At 60.3% G+C, this 25,803-nt stretch carries 23 protein-coding genes and 4 tRNA genes; 17 read left to right on the forward strand and 10 right to left on the reverse strand.

The genetic code is table 11. From position 1 onward, the window contains the following. Position 1 precedes the first annotated feature (1 nt). The 4 genes from JFT58_RS15765 to JFT58_RS15780 are packed head-to-tail and all read left to right on the forward strand — an operon-like array spanning position 2 to position 3,514. On the forward strand, positions 2 to 922 hold the full coding sequence (locus tag JFT58_RS15765) for a metal ABC transporter substrate-binding protein (protein WP_054897879.1): 921 nt from the start codon (positions 2 to 4) through the stop codon (positions 920 to 922). Then, positions 919 to 1,665 carry a metal ABC transporter ATP-binding protein gene (locus tag JFT58_RS15770; RefSeq protein ID WP_054897878.1) on the forward strand — a complete coding sequence of 249 codons (747 nt, stop codon included), beginning with the start codon at positions 919 to 921 and terminating at the stop codon, positions 1,663 to 1,665. The genes JFT58_RS15765 and JFT58_RS15770 overlap by 4 nt, the downstream gene beginning before the upstream one ends. After that, positions 1,662 to 2,561, forward strand: a complete 900-nt coding sequence (locus JFT58_RS15775; RefSeq protein ID WP_054897877.1) for a metal ABC transporter permease — start codon at positions 1,662 to 1,664, stop codon at positions 2,559 to 2,561. Before JFT58_RS15770 ends, JFT58_RS15775 begins: the two co-directional genes overlap by 4 nt. Beyond that, positions 2,561 to 3,514 carry a metal ABC transporter substrate-binding protein gene (locus tag JFT58_RS15780; protein ID WP_054897876.1) on the forward strand — a complete coding sequence of 318 codons (954 nt, stop codon included), beginning with the start codon at positions 2,561 to 2,563 and terminating at the stop codon, positions 3,512 to 3,514. Before JFT58_RS15775 ends, JFT58_RS15780 begins: the two co-directional genes overlap by 1 nt. A 146-nt stretch (positions 3,515 to 3,660) precedes the next feature. Here the strand turns inward: JFT58_RS15780 and JFT58_RS15785 are convergent, their stop codons facing one another. Then, positions 3,661 to 4,374 (reverse strand): UTRA domain-containing protein, encoded by a 714-nt coding sequence (locus JFT58_RS15785; RefSeq protein ID WP_054897875.1) that lies wholly within the window; start codon positions 4,372 to 4,374, stop codon positions 3,661 to 3,663. Between the two features lie 351 nt (positions 4,375 to 4,725). On the opposite strand from JFT58_RS15785, the gene JFT58_RS15790 reads away from it, so the two are divergent. From JFT58_RS15790 to JFT58_RS15825, 8 genes are all read left to right on the forward strand, one after another. After that, a complete protein-coding gene (locus tag JFT58_RS15790) occupies positions 4,726 to 5,802 on the forward strand; it encodes an ABC transporter substrate-binding protein (RefSeq protein WP_003190150.1) in 1,077 nt (358 codons plus the stop codon). A 216-nt stretch (positions 5,803 to 6,018) separates the two neighbouring features. After that, positions 6,019 to 6,825 carry an alkaline phosphatase family protein gene (locus JFT58_RS15795; protein ID WP_054897874.1) on the forward strand — a complete coding sequence of 269 codons (807 nt, stop codon included), beginning with the start codon at positions 6,019 to 6,021 and terminating at the stop codon, positions 6,823 to 6,825. Next, positions 6,822 to 7,667 carry an ABC transporter permease gene (locus tag JFT58_RS15800; RefSeq protein ID WP_044267910.1) on the forward strand — a complete coding sequence of 282 codons (846 nt, stop codon included), beginning with the start codon at positions 6,822 to 6,824 and terminating at the stop codon, positions 7,665 to 7,667. Before JFT58_RS15795 ends, JFT58_RS15800 begins: the two co-directional genes overlap by 4 nt. Then, positions 7,654 to 8,454, forward strand: coding sequence for an ABC transporter permease (locus tag JFT58_RS15805; RefSeq protein ID WP_032892564.1), 801 nt, complete (start codon positions 7,654 to 7,656; stop codon positions 8,452 to 8,454). The genes JFT58_RS15800 and JFT58_RS15805 overlap by 14 nt, the downstream gene beginning before the upstream one ends. Next, positions 8,451 to 9,440 (forward strand): ABC transporter ATP-binding protein, encoded by a 990-nt coding sequence (locus JFT58_RS15810; protein ID WP_034127242.1) that lies wholly within the window; start codon positions 8,451 to 8,453, stop codon positions 9,438 to 9,440. Before JFT58_RS15805 ends, JFT58_RS15810 begins: the two co-directional genes overlap by 4 nt. A 33-nt stretch (positions 9,441 to 9,473) precedes the next feature. Beyond that, positions 9,474 to 10,127: an HAD family hydrolase gene (locus tag JFT58_RS15815; RefSeq protein WP_054897873.1), complete on the forward strand. Its 654-nt coding sequence runs from the start codon at positions 9,474 to 9,476 to the stop codon at positions 10,125 to 10,127. A 361-nt stretch (positions 10,128 to 10,488) separates the two neighbouring features. Further along, a complete protein-coding gene (locus tag JFT58_RS15820) occupies positions 10,489 to 12,570 on the forward strand; it encodes a carboxy terminal-processing peptidase (protein WP_223816873.1) in 2,082 nt (693 codons plus the stop codon). A 117-nt stretch (positions 12,571 to 12,687) separates the two neighbouring features. Continuing rightward, positions 12,688 to 14,457, forward strand: coding sequence for a bifunctional diguanylate cyclase/phosphodiesterase (locus JFT58_RS15825; protein ID WP_054897872.1), 1,770 nt, complete (start codon positions 12,688 to 12,690; stop codon positions 14,455 to 14,457). On the opposite strand, the gene JFT58_RS15830 is transcribed toward JFT58_RS15825, so the two are convergent. From JFT58_RS15830 to JFT58_RS15845, 4 genes are all read right to left on the reverse strand, one after another. Then, positions 14,454 to 14,825 carry a hypothetical protein gene (locus JFT58_RS15830; protein WP_005786715.1) on the reverse strand — a complete coding sequence of 124 codons (372 nt, stop codon included), beginning with the start codon at positions 14,823 to 14,825 and terminating at the stop codon, positions 14,454 to 14,456. The genes JFT58_RS15825 and JFT58_RS15830 overlap by 4 nt on opposite strands. After that, positions 14,822 to 15,160, reverse strand: coding sequence for a helix-turn-helix domain-containing protein (locus tag JFT58_RS15835; protein ID WP_034127238.1), 339 nt, complete (start codon positions 15,158 to 15,160; stop codon positions 14,822 to 14,824). Before JFT58_RS15835 ends, JFT58_RS15830 begins: the two co-directional genes overlap by 4 nt. Before the next feature lie 97 nt (positions 15,161 to 15,257). Continuing rightward, a complete protein-coding gene (locus JFT58_RS15840) occupies positions 15,258 to 15,713 on the reverse strand; it encodes a YkvA family protein (protein ID WP_054897871.1) in 456 nt (151 codons plus the stop codon). 899 nt (positions 15,714 to 16,612) lie between these two features. Next, positions 16,613 to 17,353 carry an FKBP-type peptidyl-prolyl cis-trans isomerase gene (locus tag JFT58_RS15845; RefSeq protein WP_003190133.1) on the reverse strand — a complete coding sequence of 247 codons (741 nt, stop codon included), beginning with the start codon at positions 17,351 to 17,353 and terminating at the stop codon, positions 16,613 to 16,615. Positions 17,354 to 17,600: 247 nt separating this feature from the next. Here JFT58_RS15845 and JFT58_RS15850 point away from each other — a divergent pair, with 247 nt between their 5' ends. Then, on the forward strand, positions 17,601 to 19,409 hold the full coding sequence (locus tag JFT58_RS15850; RefSeq protein WP_054897870.1) for a di-heme-cytochrome C peroxidase: 1,809 nt from the start codon (positions 17,601 to 17,603) through the stop codon (positions 19,407 to 19,409). A gap of 29 nt (positions 19,410 to 19,438) precedes the next feature. Beyond that, positions 19,439 to 20,572 carry a catalase family protein gene (locus JFT58_RS15855; protein WP_054897889.1) on the forward strand — a complete coding sequence of 378 codons (1,134 nt, stop codon included), beginning with the start codon at positions 19,439 to 19,441 and terminating at the stop codon, positions 20,570 to 20,572. 89 nt (positions 20,573 to 20,661) lie between these two features. On the opposite strand, the gene JFT58_RS15860 is transcribed toward JFT58_RS15855, so the two are convergent. The 4 genes from JFT58_RS15860 to JFT58_RS15875 all read right to left on the reverse strand — a co-directional run bounded on the left by JFT58_RS15860 (position 20,662) and on the right by JFT58_RS15875 (position 21,182). Then, positions 20,662 to 20,738, reverse strand: a tRNA-Asp gene (locus JFT58_RS15860). A 19-nt stretch (positions 20,739 to 20,757) separates the two neighbouring features. Next, positions 20,758 to 20,833 (reverse strand) — tRNA-Val (locus JFT58_RS15865). A 177-nt stretch (positions 20,834 to 21,010) separates the two neighbouring features. Beyond that, a tRNA-Asp gene (locus JFT58_RS15870) sits at positions 21,011 to 21,087 on the reverse strand. A 19-nt stretch (positions 21,088 to 21,106) separates the two neighbouring features. Further along, positions 21,107 to 21,182: transfer RNA gene (locus JFT58_RS15875), tRNA-Val, on the reverse strand. A gap of 159 nt (positions 21,183 to 21,341) precedes the next feature. Between JFT58_RS15875 and rdgC the strand changes: the two genes are divergently transcribed. From rdgC to sugE, 3 genes are all read left to right on the forward strand, one after another. After that, positions 21,342 to 22,262: a recombination-associated protein RdgC gene (rdgC, locus tag JFT58_RS15880; RefSeq protein ID WP_005786703.1), complete on the forward strand. Its 921-nt coding sequence runs from the start codon at positions 21,342 to 21,344 to the stop codon at positions 22,260 to 22,262. A 166-nt stretch (positions 22,263 to 22,428) separates the two neighbouring features. Then, positions 22,429 to 23,388, forward strand: a complete 960-nt coding sequence (locus JFT58_RS15885; RefSeq protein ID WP_003190129.1) for a bile acid:sodium symporter family protein — start codon at positions 22,429 to 22,431, stop codon at positions 23,386 to 23,388. Between the two features lie 112 nt (positions 23,389 to 23,500). Beyond that, on the forward strand, positions 23,501 to 23,815 hold the full coding sequence (gene sugE / locus JFT58_RS15890) for a quaternary ammonium compound efflux SMR transporter SugE (RefSeq protein WP_054897869.1): 315 nt from the start codon (positions 23,501 to 23,503) through the stop codon (positions 23,813 to 23,815). Positions 23,816 to 23,923: 108 nt separating this feature from the next. Here sugE and JFT58_RS15895 read toward each other — a convergent pair whose 3' ends face one another. Beyond that, on the reverse strand, positions 23,924 to 25,798 hold the full coding sequence (locus JFT58_RS15895; RefSeq protein ID WP_057978120.1) for an MFS transporter: 1,875 nt from the start codon (positions 25,796 to 25,798) through the stop codon (positions 23,924 to 23,926). Between the last annotated feature and the right edge of the window lie 5 nt (positions 25,799 to 25,803).

A 25,803-nucleotide genomic window follows, 5' to 3' on the forward strand; every position in this document is an offset into this window, starting at 1 on the left:
CATGTCTATGTCATCGCCCCTGTTGCGCCTGTTGCTGGTTGGCCTGTTCAGCCTGATGCTCGCCCCCCTTGCCAATGCCGAGGCGGCCAAGCGCCTGCGTATCGGCATTACCTTGCACCCCTATTACAGCTACGTGGCCAATATCGTGGGCGACAAGGCCGAAGTGGTGCCGCTGATTCCCGCCGGTTTCAACCCCCATGCCTACGAGCCGCGCGCCGAAGACATCAAGCGCATCGGCACCCTGGATGTGATCGTGCTCAACGGCGTCGGCCATGACGACTTCGCCGACCGCATGATCGCCACCAGCGAGCGCCCGGACATCCCGGTGATCGAAGCCAACGCCAACGTGCCGCTGCTCGCCGCTACAGGTAACGCGGCACGCGGTGCGGGCAAGGTGGTCAACCCGCACACCTTCCTGTCGATCAGCGCGTCGATTGCCCAGGTCAATAACATTGCCCGTGAGTTGGGCAAGCTCGACCCGGACAACGCCAAAACCTACACCCAGAACGCCCGCGCCTACGGCAAGCGCCTGCGCCAGATGCGCGCCGACGCCCTGGCCAAGCTGACCAGCGCGCCCAACCCCGACCTGCGCGTCGCCACCGTACACGCGGCCTACGACTACCTGTTGCGCGAGTTTGGCCTGGAGGTCACCGCCGTGGTCGAGCCGGCCCACGGTATCGAGCCAAGCCCCAGCCAGCTGAAAAAGACTATCGATGAACTGCGTGCCCTGGATGTGAAAGTGATCTTCTCGGAGATGGATTTCCCGTCCACCTACGTCGATACCATCCAGCGTGAATCCGGGGTCAAGCTGTACCCGCTGTCACATATTTCCTACGGCGAATACAGCGCCGAGAAGTACGAAGTGGAGATGACCGGCAACCTCAACACCGTAGTACGGGCGATTCAGGAGTCGGGAGCATGACCGCCGCACAGCAACTGAACCCCGTCAGCGTCGGCCCCACCCTGAACTTCGACCAGGTCTCGCTGACCCTGGGGCGCACCGTGATCCTTGATGGCGTGAGTTTCCAGGTACAACCGGGCAGCATCCATGCGCTGGTCGGCCCCAACGGCGGCGGCAAAAGCTCGCTGATCAAGACCCTGTTGGGGCAGACGCCGCACCAGGGGCGTTTGAGCCTGGAATGGCCAACCACACCCGGCACCATCGGTTACGTGCCCCAGGCGCTGGAATTTGACCGGGGCTTGCCGATGACTGTGGACGATTTCATGGCTGCCATGTGCCAGCGTCGCCCGGCGTTTCTGGGCCTGTCCAAGCATTACGCAGCAGCGATTGGCGATGCCCTTGAGCGCGTCGGCATGCAAGACAAGCGCAAGCGCCGCATGGGCGCGTTGTCCGGCGGTGAGCGCCAGCGCGTACTGCTGGCCCAGGGGCTGATTCCGGCGCCGCAGTTGCTGGTGCTGGATGAGCCGATGTCGGCCCTCGACGAGGCGGGTATCCAGGTGTTCGAACGGCTATTGAACGACTGGCGCCTGGCAGGGATTACGGTGCTGTGGATCGAGCACGACCTGGAGGCCGTTGGCCGCCTGGCCGACCGCGTCACCGGTCTGAACCGCCGCGTGCTGTTCGACGCCACACCGAAAGAGGCGCTGACCCCGGACCGCCTGCTCACTCTGTTCTCCACCCACCCTCGGAGCCCGGCGCCATGAATTATGAAGCCTTTCGCTTGATGGTCCAGGGCTGGGCCTCCTCCGGTTACCTGCCCGAAGCCCTGGCCTACGGGTTTGTGGTCAACGCCCTGCTCGCCGGCTTGTTGATCGGCCCGGTGCTGGGCGGCCTGGGCACGCTGGTGGTGGTCAAGCGCTTTGCGTTTTTCTCCGAAGCGGTCGGCCATGCCGCGCTGACCGGCGTGGCCGTGGGCATCCTGCTGGGCGAACCCTACACCGGGCCTTATGGCAGCCTGTTTGGCTACTGCCTGCTGTTCGGCATCCTGCTCAATTACCTGCGTAACCGCACCGGCCTGGCGCCCGATACCTTGATCGGCGTATTCCTGTCGGTGTCCCTGGCACTGGGGGCAAGCCTGCTGCTGATCCTGGCCGGCAAGATCAACGTGCACATTCTCGAGAACGTGCTGTTTGGCTCGGTGCTGACGGTCAACGGCAACGATCTGCTGGTACTGGCCATTGTCGGCTCGCTGGTGATGGCCCTGGCATTGCCGTTGTACAACCGCATCATGCTGGCCAGTTTCAACCCGCAATTGGCGGCAGTGCGCGGGGTGGCGGTGAAAAGCCTAGACTACCTGTTCGTGATCCTGGTGACCCTGATCACCGTTGCCGCGGTCAAGGTCATAGGCGCAATCCTGGTCGGCGCCTTGCTGGTGATTCCTGCCGCTGCGGCGCGCCTGTTGAGCCAGTCACTCAAAGGGTTTTTCTGGATCTCGGTGTTGATCGCTACCGTCAGCACCCTGTGCGGCATCCTGCTGCCGATCATCTTCGACCTGCCCATCCCATCCGGCGCCGCCATCATTCTGGTTGCCGGTATCGCCTTCGCCTTCGCCGCCATCGCCCGTGGCGTTGTGCCCAGCCTCAAAGGGAATCTTGGATAATGCGCCCTGTCTTTCGCCCATTGGCCCTGGCCATCGCTTGCTTGATGAGTACGTCGGCGCTGGCCGTCGACGGTTTCGACGCCAAGGACTTCAAAGTCAACCAGGGCCTCGGTCACGCAGCCCTGACCAAGACCAAGCAGCCGGTCAAGGTGCTGGCCTCGCTGCCGATTACCTACGGCTTGGCCGAGGCGCTGCTCAAAGGCACCAACGTAACGCTTGAACGCGCCGCGCCGGCCAACCTGCCGGGTTCGAGGCAGGTGTCCTACTTCACCGGCCGCGGTGCTGCGGCACTGAACAAGCTGGCGCTGGACGCCGACGCGGCCATCGGCCTGCGCTCGCTGTGGGCCGATGACCCGCTGTACCCCGTGGCGCGGCGCAGCAATATCCGCATCGTCGAAGTCGATGCCGCACGCCCGGTGGACGGCGGCTTGCCGGGTATCGCAGTACAACCGGGTGTCACCGATGGCTTGAACAGCCAACCCTGGCAATCGAGCAACAATATGGGGCGCATGGCCGACGTGATGGCAGCCGACCTGAGCCGCCTGGCGCCGGCTGCCAAACCCAGGATCGACGCTAACCTGGCCGCGCTCAAACAGCGTTTACTCAAGCTCACCGCCGACAGCGAGGCGCGCTTGGCCAAGGCCGACAACCTGAGTGTGCTCAGCTTGAGCGATCACTTCGCGTACCTGGTCAGCAGCCTGAACCTGGAAGTGCTCGGCACCGATGCACGGCCCGATGCCGAGTGGACGCCCGAGGCGCTGCAAAAACTCAGCAGCACGTTGAAGGACAACGATGTGGCCGTGGTGCTGCATCACCGTCAACCCAGCGATGCAGTCAAAACCGCCATCACTGCCGGCGGCTCCAGACTGTTGGTATTGAATGTGGACGGTGCCGACCCGGTGACGGAGTTGGAAACCAATGTGGACCAAGTGATCAAGGCACTCACACCCTAGGCAAGCCACCGATCCGTCAGAGATAAACTCGGTTCATTGTGGGAGCTGGCTTGCCTGCGATGGTATCGACTCGGTGCGCCTGATAAACCGAGGCGTCCGCATCGCAGGCAAGCCAGCTCCCACATGGGTTCGCGGTGCACCAGCCGCTACACCACATCCACACCCACATGAATCGCATCATGCCGCCAGAACTCCAGGTCACAGTCGATCAGGCGTTGATGCTGGTCGTAATTGACCCGGGCGATGCGCAAGCCCGGGCTGCCTACCGAGACCCGCAGCGCAGCGGCCGCTTCCACCGGCAGTGAGGTCGGCACAATCTCGAAGCGCACCCGCCCGTAGCGCAAGTCATATTTGCTGGCATACAGCTCAGTCATCGACTGATTCAAATCACACGCCAGGATTCCCGGAAAATACTGCGGGTTCAGATAGTGCTCCACATACAACACCAGGCGCCCGTCAATCCTGCGCCCCCGGCAAATCTGGATCACGCTCGACAACGCCGGCAACTGCAACCACGCGCACACCGCCGCCGACGCCGGTTGCAAGCGTGCTGAGATGACCTGCGTGGAAGCCTCACGCCCCTGGTCGCTGACCATCGCGTGAAAATGGCTGCGCTGCATCAGGTTATAGGCCAGCCGTGGCGGCGAGACGAACCAGCCCCGACGCTCTTCGCGGTAAATCTGCCCTTGGGCCTCAAGCTGTAACAAGGCTTCCCGCACGGTAATCCGAGTGGTACCAAACAACTCGCTGAGCTTGCGTTCGGCGGGCAGTTTGCTGGCAGGCGGCAACAGGCCATGGTCGATCTGCTCTTGCAGCGCCAGGCCGATGGAGGTTACCGCCTTGATTGCCTCATCACGCATCAACGTTACCTATCTGGACTAGACCAGCACCGTTCAGGTGCACAAAACGCGCTCTATCTGGGCTTCTGCTGCTGTGTGCCAGCCTAGGCACTCCACATGACCGACAGATGACAAAGGCTGTCGACTGCCTCTACCACCCCCTGCAATACATCGGCCAAGTCCAGAGCCTGCGGGCACTTGGACATGGTCTACGCTAAGTCGGAGCTGAGCGACATCAGCGCTTCAAAAACGACATCGACATGAAACTGTCATCCAGGGGGCCTAGATTGGCTCAGGTATTGCTGACCTAGACCAAACCACCGCTAACGTTCAGATAAAACGCCGCGTTGAAAACGCCCAAAGGAGCTTCGGATGAAACAGCTTTTCCTGGCATCACTGTTAGGCTCGACCATTGCCATGTGCACCGCCGCCATGGCTGCTGATACCGATCTAAAAACCTTGGAAGCCGCCGCCAAAGCGGAAGGCGCCGTCAACAGCGTCGGCATGCCCGATGACTGGGCCAACTGGAAAGGCACCTGGGAAGACCTGGCCAAGACCTACGGCCTCAAGCACATCGACACCGACATGAGCTCGGCCCAGGAAATCGCCAAGTTCAAAGCCGAAAAAGACAACGCCAGCGCCGATATCGGTGACGTGGGCGCAGCCTTCGGCCCGATCGCGGTGAAACAGGAAGTCACCCAGCCATACAAACCGTCCACCTGGGCGCAGGTGCCGGATTGGGCGAAAGACAAGGACGGTCACTGGGCCCTGGCCTACACCGGCACCATCGCCTTTATCGTCAACAAGAAGCTGCTGCACGGCTCCGAAGTGCCCACCACCTGGGCTGACCTGCAAACCGGTAAATACAAGGTCTCGGTGGGTGACGTGAGCACCGCCGCCCAGGCTTCGAACGCAGTACTCGCCGCAGCCATCGCCAACAAAGGCGACGAGAAAAACATCGCGCCGGGCCTGCAATTTTTCACCAAGATCGCCCAGCAAGGTCGGCTCTCGCTGTCCAACCCGACCATCGCCACCATGGAAAAAGGCGAAGTCGAAGTGGGCCTCGTCTGGGACTTCAACGGCCTGAGCTACAAGGCCAAGATGGCCAACCCGGATGACTACGTGGTGCTGATCCCCTCGGATGGCTCGGTGAAATCCGGCTACACCACCATCATCAACAAATACGCCAAGCACCCGAACGCCGCCAAGCTCACCCGCGAATACATCTTCAGCGATGCCGGCCAGCTCAACCTGGCACGCGGCAATGCGCGTCCGATCCGGGCTGAAACCGATTTGAAACTGCCGGCGGACGTTGCCAAAAACCTGATCCCGGGCGAGCAGTACACCAAGGCCAACCCGCAGCCGATCAAGGATGCCGATGCCTGGGAAGCGACGTCCAAGAAGCTGCCACAGATGTGGAACGAGCAAGTCATCGTAGAAATGAAGTAATCGGTCTCTCTGATCCAAAGGCGGTCAGTGTGGGAGCTGGCTTGCTGTGGCGAGGGAGCTTGCTCCCGCTCGACAGCGTAGCTGGAGCCGGCTTTTTGGGGGTGCTCCGCACCCCAGCGCAAGCAAGCTTGCTCGCCACAACAAGCCAGCTCCCACATTTGATCCCATCCCAAGTTGATACTGAGCCATATCCTCTGTTGCGGAGCCCCAGCCCCCATGAAGCACAATGTCATCCTTGTGGTGCTCGACGGCCTCAACTTCGAGGTTGCGCGGCACGCCATGGGGCACTTGCAGGCCTACGTCGGCGCAAGACGCGCAGCCCTCTACACACTGGAATGTGAACTGCCTGCCCTGTCCCGCCCGTTGTATGAATGCATCCTCACCGGCGTGCCGCCGATCCAAAGCGGTATCGTGCACAACAACGTCTCGCGCCTGTCCACCCAGCGCAGCATTTTCCATTACGCCACCGACGCCGGCTTGAGCACCGCTGCGGCGGCTTACCACTGGGTCAGCGAGCTGTATAACCGCACGCCCTTTCTCGCCGCCCGTGATCGTCACATCGACGACAAGGCGCTGGCGATCCAGCACGGGCATTTCTACTGGAATGACCACTACCCCGATTCCCACCTGTTCGCCGACGCCGAAAGCCTGAGGCTCAAGCACGCGCCAAACTTTTTGCTGGTGCACCCGATGAACATCGACGACGCCGGCCACAAGCATGGCCTCGACACCGCGCAATACCGCAACAGCGCACGCTCGGCCGACATTATCCTGGCCGACTACCTGCAAGGCTGGCTCGACGCCGGCTACCAGATACTGGTCACCGCCGACCATGGCATGAACAACGACCGCTCCCACAACGGCCTGTTGCGCGAAGAACGGGAAGTGCCACTGTTTGTCATCGGTGACGCCTTCAGCCTGGACAGCGACGCTGCGCCGAAACAGACCGACCTGTGCGGCACCGTCTGCGAACTGCTCGGCGTGCCCCACGACAAACCTGTGTGCCGGGAGTTGCTCAAGTGAATGCATTGACCCGCGGTAAATGGCTGGCCCTGCTATGCCTGCTGCCCTTCGCACTGTTCTTTATCGTGTTCGAGATCGCGCCGCTGGTGTGGGTGCTGATCAGCAGCCTGCAAACCGAAGAGGCCGGCTGGGGCCTGGAAAACTTCACCCGCATCTTCACGTCGAAGTTCTACCGGCAGGCCATCCAGTTCAGCCTGGAGATCAGCTTTTACTCCAGCATCTTCGGCATCATCATCGCCACCTTGGGCAGCTACTCACTGCGCCGAGTGGATTCGCCGCTGCGCAACTTCGTCACCGCGTTCGCCAACATGACCAGCAATTTCGCCGGCGTGCCCCTGGCCTTCGCGTTCATCATCCTGCTGGGGTTCAACGGCAGTATCACCCTCATGCTCAAGCAGGCCGGGATCATCGAGGACTTCAACCTGTACTCGAAAACCGGCTTGATCATCCTCTATACCTATTTCCAGATCCCCCTCGGCGTACTGTTGCTCTACCCGGCCTTTGACGCATTGCGCGAAGACTGGCGCGAATCTGCCGCGCTGCTCGGTGCGAATGGCTGGCAGTTCTGGCGCCATATCGGCCTGCCGGTGCTCACCCCGGCCCTGCTCGGCACCTTTGTGATCCTGCTGGCCAATGCCCTGGGCGCCTACGCCACGGTCTATGCGCTTACTACCGGCAACTTCAACGTGCTGCCAATTCGCATTGCCGGCCTGGTCTCCGGCGATGTGTCGCTGGACCCGAACATGGCCAGCGCCCTGGCCGTGGTGCTGGTGGCGCTGATGACCGTGGTCACGGTGGTGCATCAACTGCTGCTCAAGAGGAGCTACCATGTCTCGCGCTGAAGCCGGTACGGCCTCCCTCTACCATCGGGTGGTGGTGTACCTGTTGTTCCTGATCCTGGTGCTGCCGCTGGTGGGCACTTTTGTCTACTCGATTTCCAGCAGTTGGTCGGCAACCATCCTGCCTGCCGGCTTCAGCGTGAAATGGTATGTACAGCTGTGGAGCGACCCGCGCTTTCTGATGGCCTTCGGGCAATCGTTGCTGGTGTGCGTGGGCGCACTTATCCTCTCGGTGGTGTTGATCTTGCCGCTGCTGTTCGTGGTGCATTACCACTTTCCCAAGCTCGACGCGCTGATGAACATCCTGATCCTGCTGCCCTTTGCGGTGCCGCCGGTGGTGTCCTCGGTGGGTCTGCTGCAACTGTACGGTTCCGGGCCGCTGGCGATGGTGGGCACGCCGTGGATTTTGATCGGCTGCTACTTCACCGTCGCGCTGCCGTTCATGTACCGAGCGATCACCAACAACCTGCAAGCCATCAACCTGCGCGACCTGATGGACGCTTCGCAACTGCTCGGCGCCAGCACCTGGCAGGCCGCGATCCTGGTGGTGCTGCCCAACCTGCGCAAGGGCCTGATGGTGGCGCTGCTGTTGTCGTTCTCGTTCCTGTTTGGCGAGTTCGTGTTCGCCAACATCCTCGTCGGCACCCGCTACGAAACCCTGCAGGTGTACCTCAACAACATGCGCAACAGCAGTGGCCATTTCACCAGTGCCGTGGTGATCTCCTATTTCTTCTTCGTGCTGGTACTGACCTGGGCCGCCACTCTCTTGAACAAGGACAAAAGCCAATGAGCTTCGTCAGCGTCCAACACCTGCAAAAAGGCTACGCCGGCACCCCGGTGTTCAGCGATATCAATTGCGAGGTCGCCAAAGGCGAGTTCGTCACCCTGCTCGGCCCGTCCGGTTGCGGCAAATCCACTTTGCTGCGCTGCATCGCCGGGCTTACGCCGGTGGACAGTGGCCAAATCCTCCTGGATGGCCAGGACATCGTGCCTCTGAGCCCACAGAAGCGCCAGATCGGCATGGTGTTCCAGAGCTACGCGCTGTTCCCCAACATGACCGTGGAACAGAACGTTGCCTTCGGCCTGCGCATGCAAAAGGTCAACGCCGACGACAGTCACAAGCGCGTGCAAGAAGTGCTGCAACTGGTGGAACTCAAGGACCTGGCCGGCCGCTATCCGCACCAGATGTCCGGTGGCCAGTGCCAGCGCGTCGCCCTCGCCCGCTCCCTGGTAACCCGCCCGCGCCTGCTGTTGCTCGATGAACCGCTGTCGGCGCTGGATGCACGTATTCGCAAGCACTTGCGCGAGCAGATCCGCCAGATCCAGCGCGAGCTGGGGCTGACCACGATCTTCGTGACCCATGACCAGGAAGAAGCGCTGACCATGTCCGACCGCATCTTCTTGATGAACCAGGGCAAGATCGTGCAGAGCGGCGATGCCGAAACCCTCTATACCGCGCCGGTGGATGTGTTCGCTGCTGGGTTTATCGGCAACTACAACCTGCTCGATGCCGACAAGGCCAGCCAACTGCTGCAGCGACCGATCAGCGGGCGTATCGCGATTCGCCCCGAGGCCATCGAGTTGAGCCGCAGTGGCGAGCTCGATGCGTTGGTGCGTAGCCACAGCCTGCTGGGTAACGTAATTCGCTACCGCATCGAAGCCCGTGGTGTCGAGCTGGTGGTGGATGTGCTCAATCGTTCGGCCGACGACCTGCATCCGGACGGCCAACGCCTGGCACTTTCCATCGACCCCAGCGCACTGTGTGAAGTAGCCTGACAGGCAGCGACCTATTGAGAGAGAGCATCACCGATGGCATTGGTAATTTTTGATCTGGACGACACCTTGATCCACGGCGACTGCGCCACGCTGTGGAGCGAACAGATGGGCCGCCTCGGCTGGGTAGACCCTGAGTCATTCATGCGCAGGAACAACGAGCTGATGGATGCCTACAGCCAGGGCAAGCTGTTGATGGAAGATTTCATGGATTTCAGCCTGGAGCCGATGATCGGCCGAACCCCGGAAGAAATCGAGCACCTGGTGGAGCCGTGGGTCGAGGACGTGATCGAGCCGCTGATCTACAGCGACGCCACCAAGACCATCGCCCGCCACCGCGCGAACGGTGACCGGATCCTGGTGATTTCCGCTTCGGGCACTCACCTGGTCACGCCGATTGCTGCGCGTATCGGTATCGAGGAAGTGCTGGGGATTAACCTGAGCGTCAGCCATGGGGTATACGACGGCAAGACAGAGGGTGTACTGACTTACCGTGAAGGCAAGATCACGCGGTTGCTGGAATGGCTGGAGCAGGAAGGCGAAACCCTTGAAGGTGCCTATTTCTATTCGGACTCGCGCAATGATTTACCGCTGCTGCTCAAGGTGGATCACCCGCAGGTGGTGAACCCGGACCCGGTGTTGCGCGCCAATGCCGAACAGGCCGGCTGGCCGATCCACCACTGGACCTGAATCAATAGACATCAACCTGTGGGAGCTGGCTTGCCGGCGATAGCGGTGCAACAGTGAAGAATTCTTCATCTGGCGCACCGCTATCGCAGGCAAGCCAGCTCCCACACTGACTGCATTTCAATCTAGGATTCGGTCAGGCTATTGGCAATATGGACTACACCGGACGTAGGACGAGGTTGTTCTAGCCCCCCACATCACCGTCAACGCCTTGCAATGCTTTCACAGTGCCTCCATAGTGAGTCTGGACTGAGCCCGGTGCTGTAGCGCCGGGCTTTTTGCATTATGCGACCGGACCATATGGAACCGGCTCCCTCAAAGACGGCCTAATATGCGTTATCAATTGCCCCCGCGTCGAATCAGCATGAAGCATCTGTTCCCCAGCACCGCCCTCGCTTTTTTCATTGGTCTCGGCTTCGCGTCGATGTCGACCAATACGTTCGCAGCCAATAGCTGGGACAACCTTCAGCCTGATCGCGATGAGGTGATTGCCAGCCTTAACGTCGTCGAGTTGCTCAAGCGCCATCACTACAGCAAGCCGCCGCTGGACGACGCTCGCTCGGTGATCATCTACGACAGCTACCTCAAGCTGCTGGACCCCTCGCGCAGCTACTTCCTGGCCAGCGATATCGCTGAGTTCGACAAGTGGAAGACCCAATTCGACGACTTCCTCAAGAGCGGCGACCTGCAACCCGGCTTCACCATCTACAAGCGTTACCTGGACCGCGTCAAAGCGCGTCTGGACTTCGCGTTGGGTGAGCTGAACAAGGGCGTCGACAAACTCGATTTCACCCAGAAAGAAACCCTTCTGGTAGACCGCAAGGACGCCCCTTGGCTGACCAGCACCGCAGCCCTGGACGACCTGTGGCGCAAACGCGTCAAGGACGAAGTGCTGCGCTTGAAGATCGCCGGCAAAGAGCCCAAGGCCATTCAAGAACTGCTGACCAAGCGCTACAAAAACCAGCTGGCACGCCTGGACCAGACCCGTGCCGAGGATATCTTCCAGGCCTACATCAACACCTTTGCGATGTCCTACGACCCGCACACCAATTATCTGTCGCCAGATAACGCGGAAAATTTCGATATCAATATGAGTCTGTCCCTGGAAGGCATCGGTGCCGTCCTGCAAAGCGACAATGACCAGGTGAAGATCGTACGTCTGGTGCCGGCAGGCCCTGCTGACAAAACCAAGCAAGTGGCACCGGCCGACAAGATCATCGGCGTGGCCCAGGCCGACAAAGAGATGGTCGATGTGGTCGGCTGGCGCCTGGACGAAGTGGTCAAGCTGATCCGTGGGCCTAAAGGCAGCGTGGTGCGCCTGGAAGTGATTCCGCACACCAATGCACCGAACGACCAGACCAGCAAGATCGTGTCCATCACCCGTGAAGCGGTGAAGCTCGAAGACCAGGCCGTGCAGAAGAAAGTCCTCAACCTCAAGCAGGATGGCAAGGACTACAAGCTGGGCGTGATCGAAATCCCGGCCTTCTACCTGGACTTCAAGGCGTTCCGCGCCGGTGATCCGGACTACAAGTCCACCACCCGCGACGTGAAGAAAATCCTGACAGAACTGCAGAAAGAGAAAGTCGACGGCGTGGTCATCGACCTGCGCAACAACGGCGGCGGCTCCCTGCAGGAAGCCACCGAGCTGACCAGCCTGTTTATCGACAAGGGCCCGACCGTATTGGTACGCAACGCTGACGGCCGTGTCGACGTGCTCGAAGACGAGAACCCGGGTGCCTTCTACAAAGGGCCGATGGCGCTGCTGGTCAACCGTCTCTCGGCCTCGGCCTCGGAGATTTTCGCCGGCGCCATGCAGGACTACCACCGCGCACTGATCATCGGCGGCCAGACCTTCGGCAAAGGCACCGTGCAGACCATCCAACCGCTGAACCATGGCGAGCTCAAGCTGACACTGGCCAAGTTCTACCGGGTATCCGGGCAGAGCACCCAGCATCAAGGCGTACTGCCGGATATCGATTTCCCTTCGATCATCGACACCAAGGAAATCGGCGAAAGCGCCCTGCCTGAAGCCATGCCGTGGGACACCATCCGCCCTGCGATCAAGCCGGCGTCGGATCCGTTCAAGCCCTTCCTGGCTCAGTTGAAGGCTGACCATGACACCCGCTCTGCCAAGGACGCCGAGTTCGTGTTTATCCGCGACAAGCTGGCCCTGGCCAAGAAGCTGATGGAAGAGAAGACCGTCAGCCTCAACGAAGCGGATCGCCGTGCACAGCACTCCAGCATCGAGAATCAGCAACTGGTGCTGGAAAACACCCGCCGCAAGGCCAAGGGTGAAGACCCGCTCAAAGAGCTGAAGAAAGAAGATGAAGACGCGCTGCCGACCGAGGCGGATAAAACCAAGCCGGAAGACGACGCTTACTTGGCCGAGACTGGCCGGATCCTGCTGGATTATCTGAAAATCACCAAGCAGGTGGCCAAGCAGTAAATGATGGCGATTTAATGTGATCGCTCCTCGGAGTGTCATCATATAGACATCATTCTGTCGTGAAATAAAAGGACCGCAGGTTTACGCCTGCGGTCCTTTTTTTTGATCGAGACCGCCATGACCATGACCGAACAGCTGAATGCATTGGGCTCAATCCTGGCTCAAGGCAGTTTGCACAGCCTGTTCCAACCGATCATCTGCCTGTCGGAGCGGCGCATCCTCGGTTATGAAGCTCTCAGTCGTGGCCCGTCCAACAGCCCGCTGCACTCCCCCGTCGCACTGTTCTCGGTGGCCAGCCACGCCGGGCGCCTGAGCGAATTGGACATGGCGTGTCGAGAGAGTGCATGCCGGCGCTTCAGCGAGCAGAAACTGCCCGGCAAGCTGTTCCTCAATATCTCTCCCGAATCCTTGATGGAGAACGCACATCAGCCAGGGCGCACGCTGCAACTGTTGCGCGACTTCGGCATTTCTCCCAGCCAAGTGGTGATCGAGCTAACCGAGCAGGCACCCACCGACGATTTCGCGCTGCTGCAAACTGCCTTGCACCACTACCGCGACATGGGCTTTGCCATCGCACTGGATGACTTGGGCGCCGGTTATTCCAGCTTGCGGTTGTGGTCCGAGCTGCGCCCGGACTACGTGAAGATCGACCGGCACTTTATTGACGGCATTCACCAGGACGCCCTCAAGCGTGAGTTTGTCGGCTCGATCCTGCAGATCGCCAGGGCGTCCCGCGCCCAAGTGATTGCCGAGGGCATCGAGTTGCCGGAAGAACTGGCGGTGTTGACCGAGATGGGCGTCGACCTGGTCCAGGGCTACCTGCTCTGCCGCCCTCAGGAAAAGCCGCCGCAGGAAGCGCGCCTGATGCTGCCCAAGCCGGATAACGCCACGCTGGCCCTCAATGACGAAGGCAGTGACTTGAGCGCCCTGCTCAATGAGCAGCCCGCCGTGGATCAAGACACCGCCACCGCTCAAGTGCTGGAATCGTTCCGCCGCCAGGCCAACCTCAACTCGCTGGCGGTATTGGACGGCCGCGGTTGCCCGGTCGGCATTGTGCACCGGCACTCGTTGTCTGACGCGTTGCTCAAGCCGTTCGCGACCGATCTGTTTGCACGTAAACCCATCAGCCGCTTGATGAGCGATGACTTTTTGGCGGTGGAACTGAGCCAGTCCTTGCAGCAGGTCAGCCGCTTATTGACCAGCCGCGCGCGGCAACGCATCGAAGAGGATTTCATCATAACCCTGAACGGTGATTACCTGGGGCTGGGTCGGGTCATCGACGTGCTCAAGTTGATCACGGAGCTGAAAATCCAGCAGGCCCGCTACGCCAACCCGTTGACCTTGTTGCCTGGCAATGTGCCGATCCAGCAGTGCCTCACCCGGCTGCTGCAGCAACAGCGCGAGTCGGTGATCTGCTATGTGGATATCGACAGTTTCAAACCGTTCAACGATATCTACGGCTACGGGCGCGGGGATGAAGTGCTGCTGTGCCTGGCGCAGTGCCTCAACGACCGGGTAGACCCCAGCCGCGACTTTGTCGGGCATATTGGTGGGGATGATTTTTTGCTGGTGCTGGGCCCGCAGGATTGGCGCAAGCGGCTCAACCAGTTGCTGGATGACTTCCATACCCAATGCCGACGCTTCTACCGCGCTGAACATCTGGAGGCTGGGTGCTTCGTGGCCCTCAATCGCCAGGGCGTGCGCCAGGAGTTTGCGTTGCTGTCGCTGTCCATCGGTGTAGTGCACTTGTATCCTCAGGCCTGCGCACAACTCGATGCCAGCCAGTTGGCAGAGCTGGCGTCACAAGCCAAGCACCATGCCAAGGATGTGGCGGGCTACAGCATCCACGTGATCGACAGCATGGACACCTGCCCCCAGGCGCTTTAGGCCTCGGCGGACTCCGGATACTCGTACTCGAACACCCGCACCACTTCGGATGCATGCCAGGACGCGGCGGCGACGCCATCGGACGGCCCGCTGAACCGCCCCAGACGCTCCACACATTCGAAAAAACCGGTGCGCGGCAGGCGGCTGGCGCCCTGGCTGATCACCAGGGAACTGCGCAGCGGCTGCTCGGCCTTGGCATCCAGTGCCGCCAGGTGCTCCAGGGCCGCCGCCAGGGTCTGCATGGCCGGCGTGGGGAATTGCAGGCGCTCAAGCAGTGCACGGTAGGTGAGCAAATGGCGCTGGCGCCGCGCCTGATCCAGTTCGTTGAGCAACCCATCCCAGTGTTGACGGCTAATACGTAGGCTCAAGACTCATCCCTCCAACCTGCTACGCCCAATTCCCAAGCCAGGCTGCGGCGAATGGCGGCATCCGGCTGGCGTTCACCACTTTCAATCAATCCAAGGTATGAGGGGCTGATCCCCACTGTGCGTGCCAGGGTCTCGATAGCCAGCCCCTTGGCTTCACGCAGGCCGCGCAGGGCTGCGAGCGGGCGCAGGTCCTGATCAATGGCGGTAGAGGCGGCAGGGGAAGAAGCGGGTGTAGGTTGCTGCTGACCGGCAGCTTTTAGCAGCGCCTGGTACTGGTCCCATGGCAACACCGCGTATTCGGGTGCGCCATCGCGTGAAATGATCTGAATATCCATGACTGCCCCGTAGGATAAAAACACTTACTAAGTAAGTTCTTTCCTTAGAAGTGTAATCCTAACAGCCACGAAGGTCGCCGGGGGATACCCGGCATCATTAGTTTTTTTGTGGGTTTTCCCGGGCCAGCAGCTCAGGCGTCGCGGGGAGGCGCTCAACCACCGCGAGTTTTTCCGGGCGTTGCGCATCGCGCCACGCACGAAAGGCGCTCAGTTCGCCGCTCAGGGTCTTCATGACCCACGCCAGCACGGCGATGTCGTCGAACATGCCGAACATCGGGATAAAGTCCGGGATTGCATCAATGGGGCTGAGAAAGTACATCAGCCCCGCTACCACCGAGAGCAGCGCCTTGGGGCTGATCGCTCGGTATTCGCCGCGCCAGTAAGCCAGGCACAGGGCCTGGAGCAATTTCAGATCGTCCTTTAACTGGCCCAGCCGATTGCCCTGGCTTGAGCCTTTGGCAGCGACGGCAAACAACAGGGTGGGCAGGCGGCCACGGCCGAGCAGACGTGCGGCCATGGGCAGGAAACGGGTGAAATTGAACGGTGGTTTCATTGGGCACTCCAGTTCCAGGCGACATAAAAGGTTATCCACACAAATTGTGGATAACCTTGTGAACAGAGCCTGTTTTATCGGCTGAAAGCCACGGACTACAAGGCCTACAGTCAGATCGGGCGTTTTTTGCGCACATAAAAAAAAACCCAAGAATTCATTGACTTGGCATGTATGTGCGGCTACCCGTGCTCGAGTCTTATATCAGACTGTGTCCGATTGCGGACGTTCGTTTGGATTTGCAGAGGCTTCAACGCAGGGGCTCGCTGGCGTGCGATAGCGATAGACATCTACACGACCCGGTACGACGTGGCAGCCTGCCAGCCGATGCCTATCTCCCAGACACCCCGGGCTCCAAATGTGGGAGCTGGCTTGCCTGCGATTGCCTTACGCATCAACACAACTTTACAGGCTGTAGCAGGGATGCCGGTTTAGCCGCCCCGCGCCATGGATGGCGCGTGGCGGCGCCCCCCCCTCCCCCCAAATCACTGGCGGATTACGGGCACACCGAGCCTGAGCGAGGTGCCGAGTGGTGGGGCAAGAGCGTTTTGCTTACTTTGCCGCTCTTGCAAAGTGAGCCGCCGTCAGGGCGGAACCCTATGTGGCCGTTACCGCAGCAATGGATATGTACACAATCCAACTGTGTTGACTGCCAGGCCGCCTTCGCGAGCAAGCCCGCTCCCACAGGTTGATCGTGGTGTGTCAGTTAGTAGGTGTAGGCTGGCAGGCCGTCATCGCAGGCAAGCCAGCTCCCACATTTGGAGTGCTGAGCGTCTGGCGGTCATCACAGCGATGCGGCGACCCGACAAGCCAGCTCCCACAGAAGATTTTTGCATCCTTTGATACAGCCCCGAAAACAACAACGCCCCGTCGAGACGGGGCGTTGTGTGTTCAGGCGCCGATTACTTCTTGGCGGCTGGTGCAGCAGGTGCGTCTGCTGCTTCTGCCTTGGCTGGGTCCTTGATGGCCAGCAGCTCCAGGTCGAATACCAACACGGAGTTGGCGGGGATCGCCGGGCTCGGGCTCTGGGCGCCGTAGGCCAGGTCGGACGGGATGTACAACTCGACCTTCTCGCCAACATGCATCAGTTGCAAGCCTTCGACCCAACCCGGGATCACGCCGCTGACCGGCAGGTCGATCGGGCTACCACGATCTACAGAGCTGTCAAAGGTAGTGCCGTTGGTGAGCTTGCCGGTGTAGTGAACAGTCACCACGTCGGTTGGCTTAGGCTGGGCGCCGTCGGCCTTCTTCACGATCTTGTACTGCAGACCGGAAGCGGTGGTGACGACGCCGTCTTTCTTGGCGTTGTCTTCGAGGAATTTCTTGCCGGCAGCTGCCGACTCTTCGCTCATTTTGGTCATGCGCTCTTCGGCACGCTTTTGCAGCGCGGCGAAGGCTTCAACCAGTTCGTCATCTTTGAGCTTCTGCTCTTTCTTGCCGACAGCATCTTCAATGCCTTGGGCTACCGCTTTGGAGTCCAGGTCATCCATGCCTTCTTGGGCAAGGCTCTTGCCCATGTTCAGGCCGATGCCGTAGGAAGCTTTTTGCGCCGGGGTTTTCAGCTCTACGCTGGTTTGCGAATCACAACCCGCAAGTACCAGGCTAACCAGGGCCACCGCCGCCGCCAACCGATGCTGTTTCATGCTATTTCCTTGTTCATGCGCCAAAAGGGCATTCGAATAAAGTCGCGAGCTTATCAGGCGGCCCCGACCAATGGCTACCGGCATGTGAGCAGGAAACTTCTGATAAGTTCACGTGTTTAAAAGCATTTCCATTTATCATGGGGGCCCGCGACGGATCGCGGAACCGGCTGATAGCAGGCTAATCGTCACTTGCCGCACCTGTGGCGCAGTGGCATAACAACGCGACAATTCGACAAGGATAGTTATCTTGCGCACTTTTTCCCGTGTTTTACTCCTGATATTGATCGCACTGGGCCTGACCCTGGCCGTGGTGCTCTATTACACCCTCAACCCCAAGCTGCCGGACTACATGCCCGTGGAGCAGGTGCACTACCAGGACCAGTGGAGTGCCGCGGACCGTCAGACCTTCTACTTCACGCCCCAGGGCACCCAGGTAAAGGGCCTGCACTACGACTGGTTCACGGCTCTGGAGCTGCCGTTCTCCGAGCAACGCTTTGCCGCGCCGGAGTACCTGGCGCGCTTTGGTTTCCTGGTCGATCCCAGGCAGGTGCCCACCACGCAAAACCCTGGCAACCTGCCGGTGGGTTTCGCCCGGCACCAGAATGCCGACAGCAAGGTTCAGTACCTGGACATCACCTGCGCGGCCTGCCATACGGGGGAGTTGCATTTCAAAGGCCAGGCCCTGCGCATCGATGGCGGCTCGGCTCAACATGTACTGCCCTCCAGCGTCCCCACCTTGCGGGGCGGCAGTTTCGGCCAGGCACTGGTCGCCAGCCTCGCCGCCACTTATTACAACCCGTGGAAGTTCGAGCGCTTCGCCCGCAAGGTCCTGGGTGACCAGTACGACGCCCAGCACAACCAACTGCGCAGCGACTTCAAGCAATCGCTCAACCAGTTCCTCAAAGTCGCCTGGAATGATACCCATCGCGGCCTCTACCCCACCGAGGAAGGCCCCGGCCGTACTGACGCCTTCGGGCGCATCGCCAATGCCAGCTTTGGCGATGCCATTTCCCCAGATAATTATCGCGTCGCCAACGCTCCCGTGGACTACCCGCAGCTGTGGGACATCTGGACCTTCGACTGGGTGCAGTGGAATGGCTCAGCGCAGCAGCCCATGGCGCGCAATATCGGTGAAGCGCTTGGTGTAGGTGCTACCCTGGCCTTCTTCGACAGCGCCGGCCAACCGCTGCAAGGCGCTGCACGCTACCCCTCCAGCGTGCGGGTGCGCGACTTGCACCTGATCGAAGAAACCCTGCAACGTCTCAAACCGCCGACCTGGCCTGAGGCGTTGTTCGGCGCCATCGACAAACCCCTCGCCGCCCAGGGCCGCGCACTCTTCGCCGAAAACTGTGCAGGCTGCCACCTGCCGACCGTTACCGAAGAAAATGGTCGCCCTGTACAGCAGTTGAAAATGCTGCCGGTGGATTACATCGGCACCGACCCCGGCACCGCCAGCAACATTGCCGATCAGCGTTATGACCTCAGCGCCCTGCAATGGGACCCGGCCGAACTGGCCCGACTCAATGTTGAACTGCACCCGGCCCCCACCGCGCCACTGGACCTGAAAAAAATGTCCGTAGCCCAGGGGTTGGCGTACGTCACCGCATTCGTCGAAGAACATGCCTACCGCGCCGCCGGCGTTACCCCGGCAGAGCGCCCAAGCCTGGACGGGTTCGGCCTGCCGATTGGCGTGCGCGAATTACGCGCCTATAAGGCACGGCCATTGGCAGGCGTATGGGCTACCCCACCGTTCCTGCACAACGGGTCGGTGCCGACGATCTACCAACTGCTTTCGCCCCAGGACGAGCGCAGCACTACTTTCTATAAAGGCACGTTCAACTACGATCCACGCCATCTGGGTTTTGAAACCGCCGCGTTCAAGAATGCCTTTCTGTTCGATACCCGGATCACCGGCAACCACAACAGCGGCCACGAATTCCGTGCCGGCGAACGTGGCAATGGCGTGATCGGCCGTGGCCTGCTGCCGCAGGAACGCTGGGCGCTGCTCGAATACCTCAAGGTGCTGGGCGGCCCGCTGGAGCAACAACTGCCATGATTATCCGCTCGCAAAACAAGGACCGCTCCATGCTTGCTCGTCTCTGGCTACGCCTTGGCGCCTTTGTTGGCAAAACCCTGCTGTGGCTGCTGGGCCTGGGCCTGCTGGGGTGGGTGTTGGCCACGGCCTGGTTCGCCTGGCAGCACAGGGGCCCGGTGTCGGTGAAGGAACAGATCCCGCCGGGTGAAGCGGCGATGACCCAAGGCATCATCCAGACCGCCGTGCGCATCGTTGATCAGCATCGCGAAGGCACTCGCTACCTGCGTGATGCCCATGCCAAGGCCCATGGGTGCGTGAAAGCCGAGGTCAGCGTTCTGGCAGATCTCGACCCGGCCTTGCGCCAGGGCGTGTTTGCCGAGCCGGGCAAGACCTGGCAGGCGACGATGCGCCTGTCCAACGGCAACGCTTATCCGCAATTCGACAGCATCCGCGATGCACGCGGCATGGCCATCAAGCTGTTGGATGTGCCGGGCAAGCAACTGATGGCAGATCAGCAAGCGCGCACCGAACAGGATTTCGTGATGTTCAGCCACCCGAACTTCTTTGTCAGCGATGTCGCGGAATACGCGCAAAACATCGGCGCGCAAGCGGATGGCAAGAAGGTCCTGGCTTTCTTTCCCAAGCTCGACCCGCGCAGTTGGCAAGTGCGTCACTTGTTTATCGCCCTGGCAACCCTGGCGCCCGCACCGGCCAGCCCGACGCAGACGACTTACTTTTCAGTTTCGCCCTACAAGTTTGGCGCGGCCAACGCCAAGTTCCGCGTCGCGCCCGACCCACAAAGCTGCCCGGGTTATGTGTTGCCCAAACAGAACCAGGCCCTGCCGAACTTCCTGCGCAGCGCGCTCAACCAGCAACTGTCCACCGACCGTGTAGATGCGTGTTTTGTGCTGCAAATCCAGCGGCAAAACCCGCAGGCGTTCATGCCGATCGAAGACACCAGCATCGAATGGAAGGAAAGCGACGCGCCGTATGAAACCGTGGCCAAGGTCAGGATTCCCGCCCAGGACTTCGACACGCCGGCGCAGAACCTGGCGTGCGATAACCAGTCGTTCAACCCCTGGTTCGGGCTGGAAGCGCACCGCCCCATCGGCGGCATCAACCGGCTGCGCAAAGCGGTGTACGAGGCCGTCAGCGATTACCGCCACAGCCGCAACGCACCGTAAGGCGCGTTAAATCGCAGGCGAAAAAAAACCCGCTCAATGAGCGGGTTTCTTGTGGCTGCCTGGCGTTCAGTGTTCCAGGTGACCGAATATGGCGCAGCGGACGGGACTCGAACCCGCGACCCCCGGCGTGACAGGCCGGTATTCTAACCGACTGAACTACCGCTGCGCGTAACACTTGAAGCGAATGGTGGGTGATGACGGGATCGAACCGCCGACCCTCTGCTTGTAAGGCAGATGCTCTCCCAGCTGAGCTAATCACCCTTCGTTTCGGTGTGGGCGCATCATACACCAAAAAATCGTAATGTCTTGATTTAAATGCAATTTATTTAAAAAAAGTTTAGCGCACGATTTTTTGCCATATTTCGGACAGAAAAAAACCCGCTCAATGAGCGGGCTTTCTTTGGTCACCTGGCGTTCAGCATTCCAGGTGACCGAATATGGCGCAGCGGACGGGACTCGAACCCGCGACCCCCGGCGTGACAGGCCGGTATTCTAACCGACTGAACTACCGCTGCGCGTAACACATGAAGCGAATGGTGGGTGATGACGGGATCGAACCGCCGACCCTCTGCTTGTAAGGCAGATGCTCTCCCAGCTGAGCTAATCACCCTTCGTTTCGGTGTGGCGCGCATTCTACGGAGCGACCCTAAGTCTGGCAAGCACTTTCTTAAATCTTTTTTTTCAGCCCTTCCAATGGCTTAGGCAGGGTTGGCCTGCGGCGTGATCAAGAGAATAATGCCCCCCTTTGTATAGAGGAGAGACTCACCCCATGTGGTTCAAGAACCTGCTTATCTATCGCCTGACCCAAGATCTGCCTGTTGATGCCGAGGCGTTGGAAGCGGCCATGGCCACCAAGCTGGCGCGCCCTTGTGCAAGCCAGGAGTTGACCACTTACGGTTTTGTCGCGCCTTTTGGTAAAGGTGAAGACGCCCCCCTGGTTCACGTCAGCGGCGATTTCCTGCTGATCGCCGCTCGCAAGGAAGAACGCATCCTGCCGGGTAGCGTGGTGCGTGATGCACTTAAAGAGAAAGTCGAAGAGATCGAAGCCGAGCAAATGCGCAAGGTCTACAAGAAGGAGCGCGACCAGATCAAGGATGAAATCATCCAGGCCTTCCTGCCGCGTGCCTTTATCCGTCGCTCGTCGACCTTCGCTGCAATCGCGCCGAAACAGGGCCTGATCCTGGTCAACTCGGCCAGCCCCAAGCGTGCCGAAGACCTGCTGTCGACCCTGCGTGAAGTGATCGGCACCCTGCCCGTCCGCCCTCTGACGGTAAAAACCGCACCAACTGCAATCATGACTGACTGGGTCACCACCCAGAAACCGGCTGATGACTTCTTCGTCCTCGACGAATGCGAACTGCGCGACACCCACGAAGACGGCGGCATCGTGCGCTGCAAACGCCAGGACCTGACCGGCGAAGAGATCCAGCTGCACCTGACCACCGGCAAGGTCGTAACCCAACTGTCCCTGGCGTGGCAGGACAAGCTGTCCTTCATGCTCGACGACAAGATGACCGTCAAGCGCCTGAAGTTCGAAGACCTGCTGCAAGACCAGGCGGAACAGGACGGCGGCGACGAAGCCCTGGGCCAACTGGATGCCAGCTTTACCTTGATGATGCTGACCTTCGGCGATTTCCTGCCGGCGCTGGTCGAGGCACTGGGCGGCGAAGAGACACCACAGGGCATCTAAGCAACACCGATCCAATGCGGGCACGGTCAGTGTGGGAGCTGGCTTGCCTGCGATAACGGAGTGTCAGCCAGAGGAGTGCCGACTGATACACCGCTATCGCAGGCAAGCCAGCTCCCACATTTGATTGCATCGACAACTCAGAAATCGAATAAAAAAGGACATCCCCATGCGCGCACTCGCCGCCTTGAGCCGCTTTGTCGGCAACACCTTTGCCTACTGGGTGCTGATCTTTGCCGTTGTCGCCTTTCTCCAACCCAGCTGGTTCATCGGCCTGAAAAGCGCCATCGTCCCACTGCTGGGCCTGGTGATGTTCGGCATGGGGTTGACCTTGAAACTGGAAGACTTCGCCGAAGTCGCTCGCCACCCGTGGCGCGTGGCCTTGGGCGTGGTCGCGCATTTCGTGATCATGCCGGGCGTGGCATGGTTGCTGTGCCAGGCGTTCCATTTGCCGGCGGAAATTGCCGTTGGCGTGATCCTGGTCGGCTGTTGCCCAAGTGGCACGTCGTCCAACGTCATGACCTGGCTGGCCCGGGGTGACCTGGCGTTATCGGTGGCGATTGCCGCGGTCACCACCCTCCTCGCCCCGCTGCTCACACCGGCGTTGATCTGGCTGCTGGCCTCGGCCTGGCTGCCAGTGTCGTTCATGGAACTGTTCTGGTCGATCCTGCAAGTGGTGCTGCTGCCCATCGTACTGGGCGTGGTCGCGCAGCGCCTGCTCGGTGATCGGGTAAGGCATGCGGTGGATGTGCTGCCACTGGTGTCGGTGGTCAGCATTGTGATCATCGTCGCGGCCGTAGTTGCCGCAAGCCAAGGCAAGATTGCCGAGTCGGGCCTGCTGATCATGGCCGTGGTGATGCTGCACAACAGCTTCGGTTACCTGCTGGGCTACTTCACCGGGCGCCTGTTCAAGTTGCCCTTGGCGCAACGCAAGTCGCTGGCCCTGGAAGTGGGCATGCAGAACTCCGGGCTGGGTGCCGCGCTGGCCAGTGCGCACTTTTCGCCACTGGCGGCGGTGCCCAGTGCGTTGTTCAGCGTCTGGCACAATATTTCCGGCGCATTGCTGTCGACCTATTTCCGCCGCATGAGCGAAAAGGAAGACCGCCGCGCCCTGGAAACCACGCCGTAACTTGATCGCCCGGTCCAATTTCGGCACTCTACCGAACTTCGCGGGGACGACCTCGCGACGCTATCAAGCGCTCACCCGGGGACGACCCCACTTTGATAGAAGCGAGGTCATCATGTCCTGGATCATTCTGTTTTTTGCCGGGTTGTTTGAAGTGGGCTGGGCCGTCGGCCTGAAGTACACCGACGGGTTCAGCAAGCCGCTGCCCACCGTCCTGACGATTGCCGCGATGGCCGTCAGCCTTGGGTTGTTGGGGCTGGCCATGAAGGAATTGCCGCTGGGCACCGCCTATGCCATCTGGACCGGCGTGGGGGCCGTGGGCACCGTGATTGCCGGGATTATCCTGTTTGGAGAATCCATGGCGTTGTTTCGGTTGGCGAGTGTGGCGTTGATTATTTGTGGGCTGATTGGGCTAAAGATTTCCACTTAAGCCACTACCGCTATCGCAGGCAAGCCAGCTCCCACCTTTTGAATTGTGAATACAGTCAAATGTGGGAGCTGGCTTGCCTGCGATGATGCCCTGACAAACAACGACAAACTACCTGGCACTCCCCCGCAAACCGCCCACCACAGAGTGCAACTGCTCAGGCGTTGCCGCTTCCACAGCCACCGGCTCGCCCGCCACCAACACCACCCGCGACCAGATCCGATGAAACAAACCCTTGTTCGGATCACGGCTGAAGAAACTCCCCCACAACCCCTGCAATGCCATCGGGATCACCGGCACCGGCGTCTCCTCCAGGATGCGCGTCACCCCACCGCGAAACTCATTCATCTCGCCATCGGCTGTCAGCTTGCCTTCCGGGAAGATGCACACCAGCTCGCCATCCTTGAGGTACTGGGCAATGCGCGCGAACGCCTGCTCGTAGATCTGAATGTCTTCATGGCGCCCGGCAATCGGAATCGTCCCGGCGGTGCGGAAGATAAAATTGAGCACCGGCAAGCGGTAGATCTTGTAGTACATGACAAAGCGAATCGGCCTACGTACTGCGCCGCCAATCAACAGCGCATCGACAAACGACACATGGTTGCACACCAGCAACGCCGCGCCTTCATCCGGGATGGCTTGCAGGTTGCGATGCTCCACGCGGTACATGGAATGGCTGAGCAGCCAGATCATGAAGCGCATGGTGAACTCGGGGACGATTTTAAAGATGTAAGTGTTAACCGCGATGTTGAGCAGCGACACCACCAGGAACAACTCGGGGATCGACAGCTTGGCCACGCTCAACAGCAGAATGGACACGATGGCCGAGACCACCATGAACAGTGCATTGAGAATGTTGTTCGCCGCGATCACCCGTGCCCGTTCGTTCTCGGCGGTACGCGACTGGATCAGCGCATACAGCGGCACGATGTAAAAGCCACCGAACACCCCCAGGCCGAGGATATCGAACAGCACCCACCACGCTTGGCCGTAGCTGAGCACCGCGAGCCAATCGTTGGCTTGCACGTTCTGCGGGAAGCCGCCGGAGTGCCACCACAGCAGCAGGCCGAACACGGTCAGGCCAAACGAACCAAACGGCACCAGGCCGATTTCCACCTTACGCCCGGAGAGTTTTTCGCACAGCATCGAGCCCAAGGCGATGCCCACCGAGAACACCGTGAGGATCAAGGTCACCACGGTTTCGTCGCCGTACAACCATTCCTTGGCATAGGCTGGTATTTGCGTGAGGTAAATCGCGCCGACAAACCAGAACCATGAGTTGCCGACAATCGAGCGCGATACGGCCGGCGTCTGCCCCAGGCCCATGCGTAAAGTCGCCCAGGACTGAGTGAAGATATTCCAGTCCAGGCGCAGCTGCGGTGTCGAAGCCGCTGCGCGCGGGATGCTGCGGCTGGCCAGGTAGCCCAGCACCGCCACGGCCACAATCGCCACCGCCACCACCGGCGCGTAATGGGTGGAAGACATCATGATCCCGGCACCGATGGTGCCGGCCAAAATTGCCAGGAACGTGCCCATCTCCACCAGGCCGTTGCCGCCCACCAACTCATCGTCGTGCAAGGCCTGGGGCATGATCGAGTACTTCACCGGGCCGAACAGCGCCGAGTGAGTGCCCATGGCAAACAGCGCCAGCAGCATCAGTTCAAGATGATTGGTCAGAAAACCCGTCGCGCCCACCGCCATGATCACGATCTCGCCGATCTTGATCGCGCGGATCAACGCGTCCTTGTTGAATTTCTCGCCAAACTGCCCGGCCAACGCCGAGAACAGGAAGAACGGCAGGATAAACAACAAAGCACACAGGTTGACCCAGATGGAGCGGTCACCCTCGATGGTGAGCTTGTAAAGGATGGCCAGGATCAGCGACTGCTTGAAGATGTTGTCGTTGAACGCGCCCAGCAACTGGGTAATGAAAAACGGCAAGAAGCGCCGCGTGCGCAGCAAGGTGAATTGGGAAGGATGGCTCATCGTCG

Origin of the sequence: Pseudomonas sp. MF6767, from assembly GCF_016405475.1 — a bacterium.
Taxonomy (GTDB): domain Bacteria; phylum Pseudomonadota; class Gammaproteobacteria; order Pseudomonadales; family Pseudomonadaceae; genus Aquipseudomonas; species Aquipseudomonas paracarnis.

Excerpts from the sequence above, each read along its gene's own strand:
- JFT58_RS15780 (WP_054897876.1), top strand. The coding sequence starts at position 2,561 with ATGCGCCCTGTCTTTCGCCCATTGGCCCTGGCCATCGCTTGCTTGATG.
- rdgC (WP_005786703.1), top strand. The coding sequence starts at position 21,342 with ATGTGGTTCAAGAACCTGCTTATCTATCGCCTGACCCAAGATCTGCCT.
- JFT58_RS15815 (WP_054897873.1), top strand. The coding sequence starts at position 9,474 with ATGGCATTGGTAATTTTTGATCTGGACGACACCTTGATCCACGGCGAC.
- JFT58_RS15790 (WP_003190150.1), top strand. The coding sequence starts at position 4,726 with ATGAAACAGCTTTTCCTGGCATCACTGTTAGGCTCGACCATTGCCATG.
- JFT58_RS15895 (WP_057978120.1), bottom strand. The coding sequence starts at position 25,798 with ATGAGCCATCCTTCCCAATTCACCTTGCTGCGCACGCGGCGCTTCTTG.
- JFT58_RS15840 (WP_054897871.1), bottom strand. The coding sequence starts at position 15,713 with ATGAAACCACCGTTCAATTTCACCCGTTTCCTGCCCATGGCCGCACGT.
- JFT58_RS15885 (WP_003190129.1), top strand. The coding sequence starts at position 22,429 with ATGCGCGCACTCGCCGCCTTGAGCCGCTTTGTCGGCAACACCTTTGCC.
- JFT58_RS15820 (WP_223816873.1), top strand. The coding sequence starts at position 10,489 with ATGAAGCATCTGTTCCCCAGCACCGCCCTCGCTTTTTTCATTGGTCTC.
- JFT58_RS15845 (WP_003190133.1), bottom strand. The coding sequence starts at position 17,353 with ATGAAACAGCATCGGTTGGCGGCGGCGGTGGCCCTGGTTAGCCTGGTA.
- JFT58_RS15785 (WP_054897875.1), bottom strand. The coding sequence starts at position 4,374 with ATGCGTGATGAGGCAATCAAGGCGGTAACCTCCATCGGCCTGGCGCTG.
- JFT58_RS15775 (WP_054897877.1), top strand. The coding sequence starts at position 1,662 with ATGAATTATGAAGCCTTTCGCTTGATGGTCCAGGGCTGGGCCTCCTCC.
- JFT58_RS15810 (WP_034127242.1), top strand. The coding sequence starts at position 8,451 with ATGAGCTTCGTCAGCGTCCAACACCTGCAAAAAGGCTACGCCGGCACC.
- JFT58_RS15770 (WP_054897878.1), top strand. The coding sequence starts at position 919 with ATGACCGCCGCACAGCAACTGAACCCCGTCAGCGTCGGCCCCACCCTG.
- JFT58_RS15825 (WP_054897872.1), top strand. The coding sequence starts at position 12,688 with ATGACCATGACCGAACAGCTGAATGCATTGGGCTCAATCCTGGCTCAA.
- JFT58_RS15855 (WP_054897889.1), top strand. The coding sequence starts at position 19,439 with ATGCTTGCTCGTCTCTGGCTACGCCTTGGCGCCTTTGTTGGCAAAACC.
- JFT58_RS15765 (WP_054897879.1), top strand. The coding sequence starts at position 2 with ATGTCTATGTCATCGCCCCTGTTGCGCCTGTTGCTGGTTGGCCTGTTC.
- JFT58_RS15805 (WP_032892564.1), top strand. The coding sequence starts at position 7,654 with ATGTCTCGCGCTGAAGCCGGTACGGCCTCCCTCTACCATCGGGTGGTG.
- sugE (WP_054897869.1), top strand. The coding sequence starts at position 23,501 with ATGTCCTGGATCATTCTGTTTTTTGCCGGGTTGTTTGAAGTGGGCTGG.
- JFT58_RS15835 (WP_034127238.1), bottom strand. The coding sequence starts at position 15,160 with ATGGATATTCAGATCATTTCACGCGATGGCGCACCCGAATACGCGGTG.
- JFT58_RS15795 (WP_054897874.1), top strand. The coding sequence starts at position 6,019 with ATGAAGCACAATGTCATCCTTGTGGTGCTCGACGGCCTCAACTTCGAG.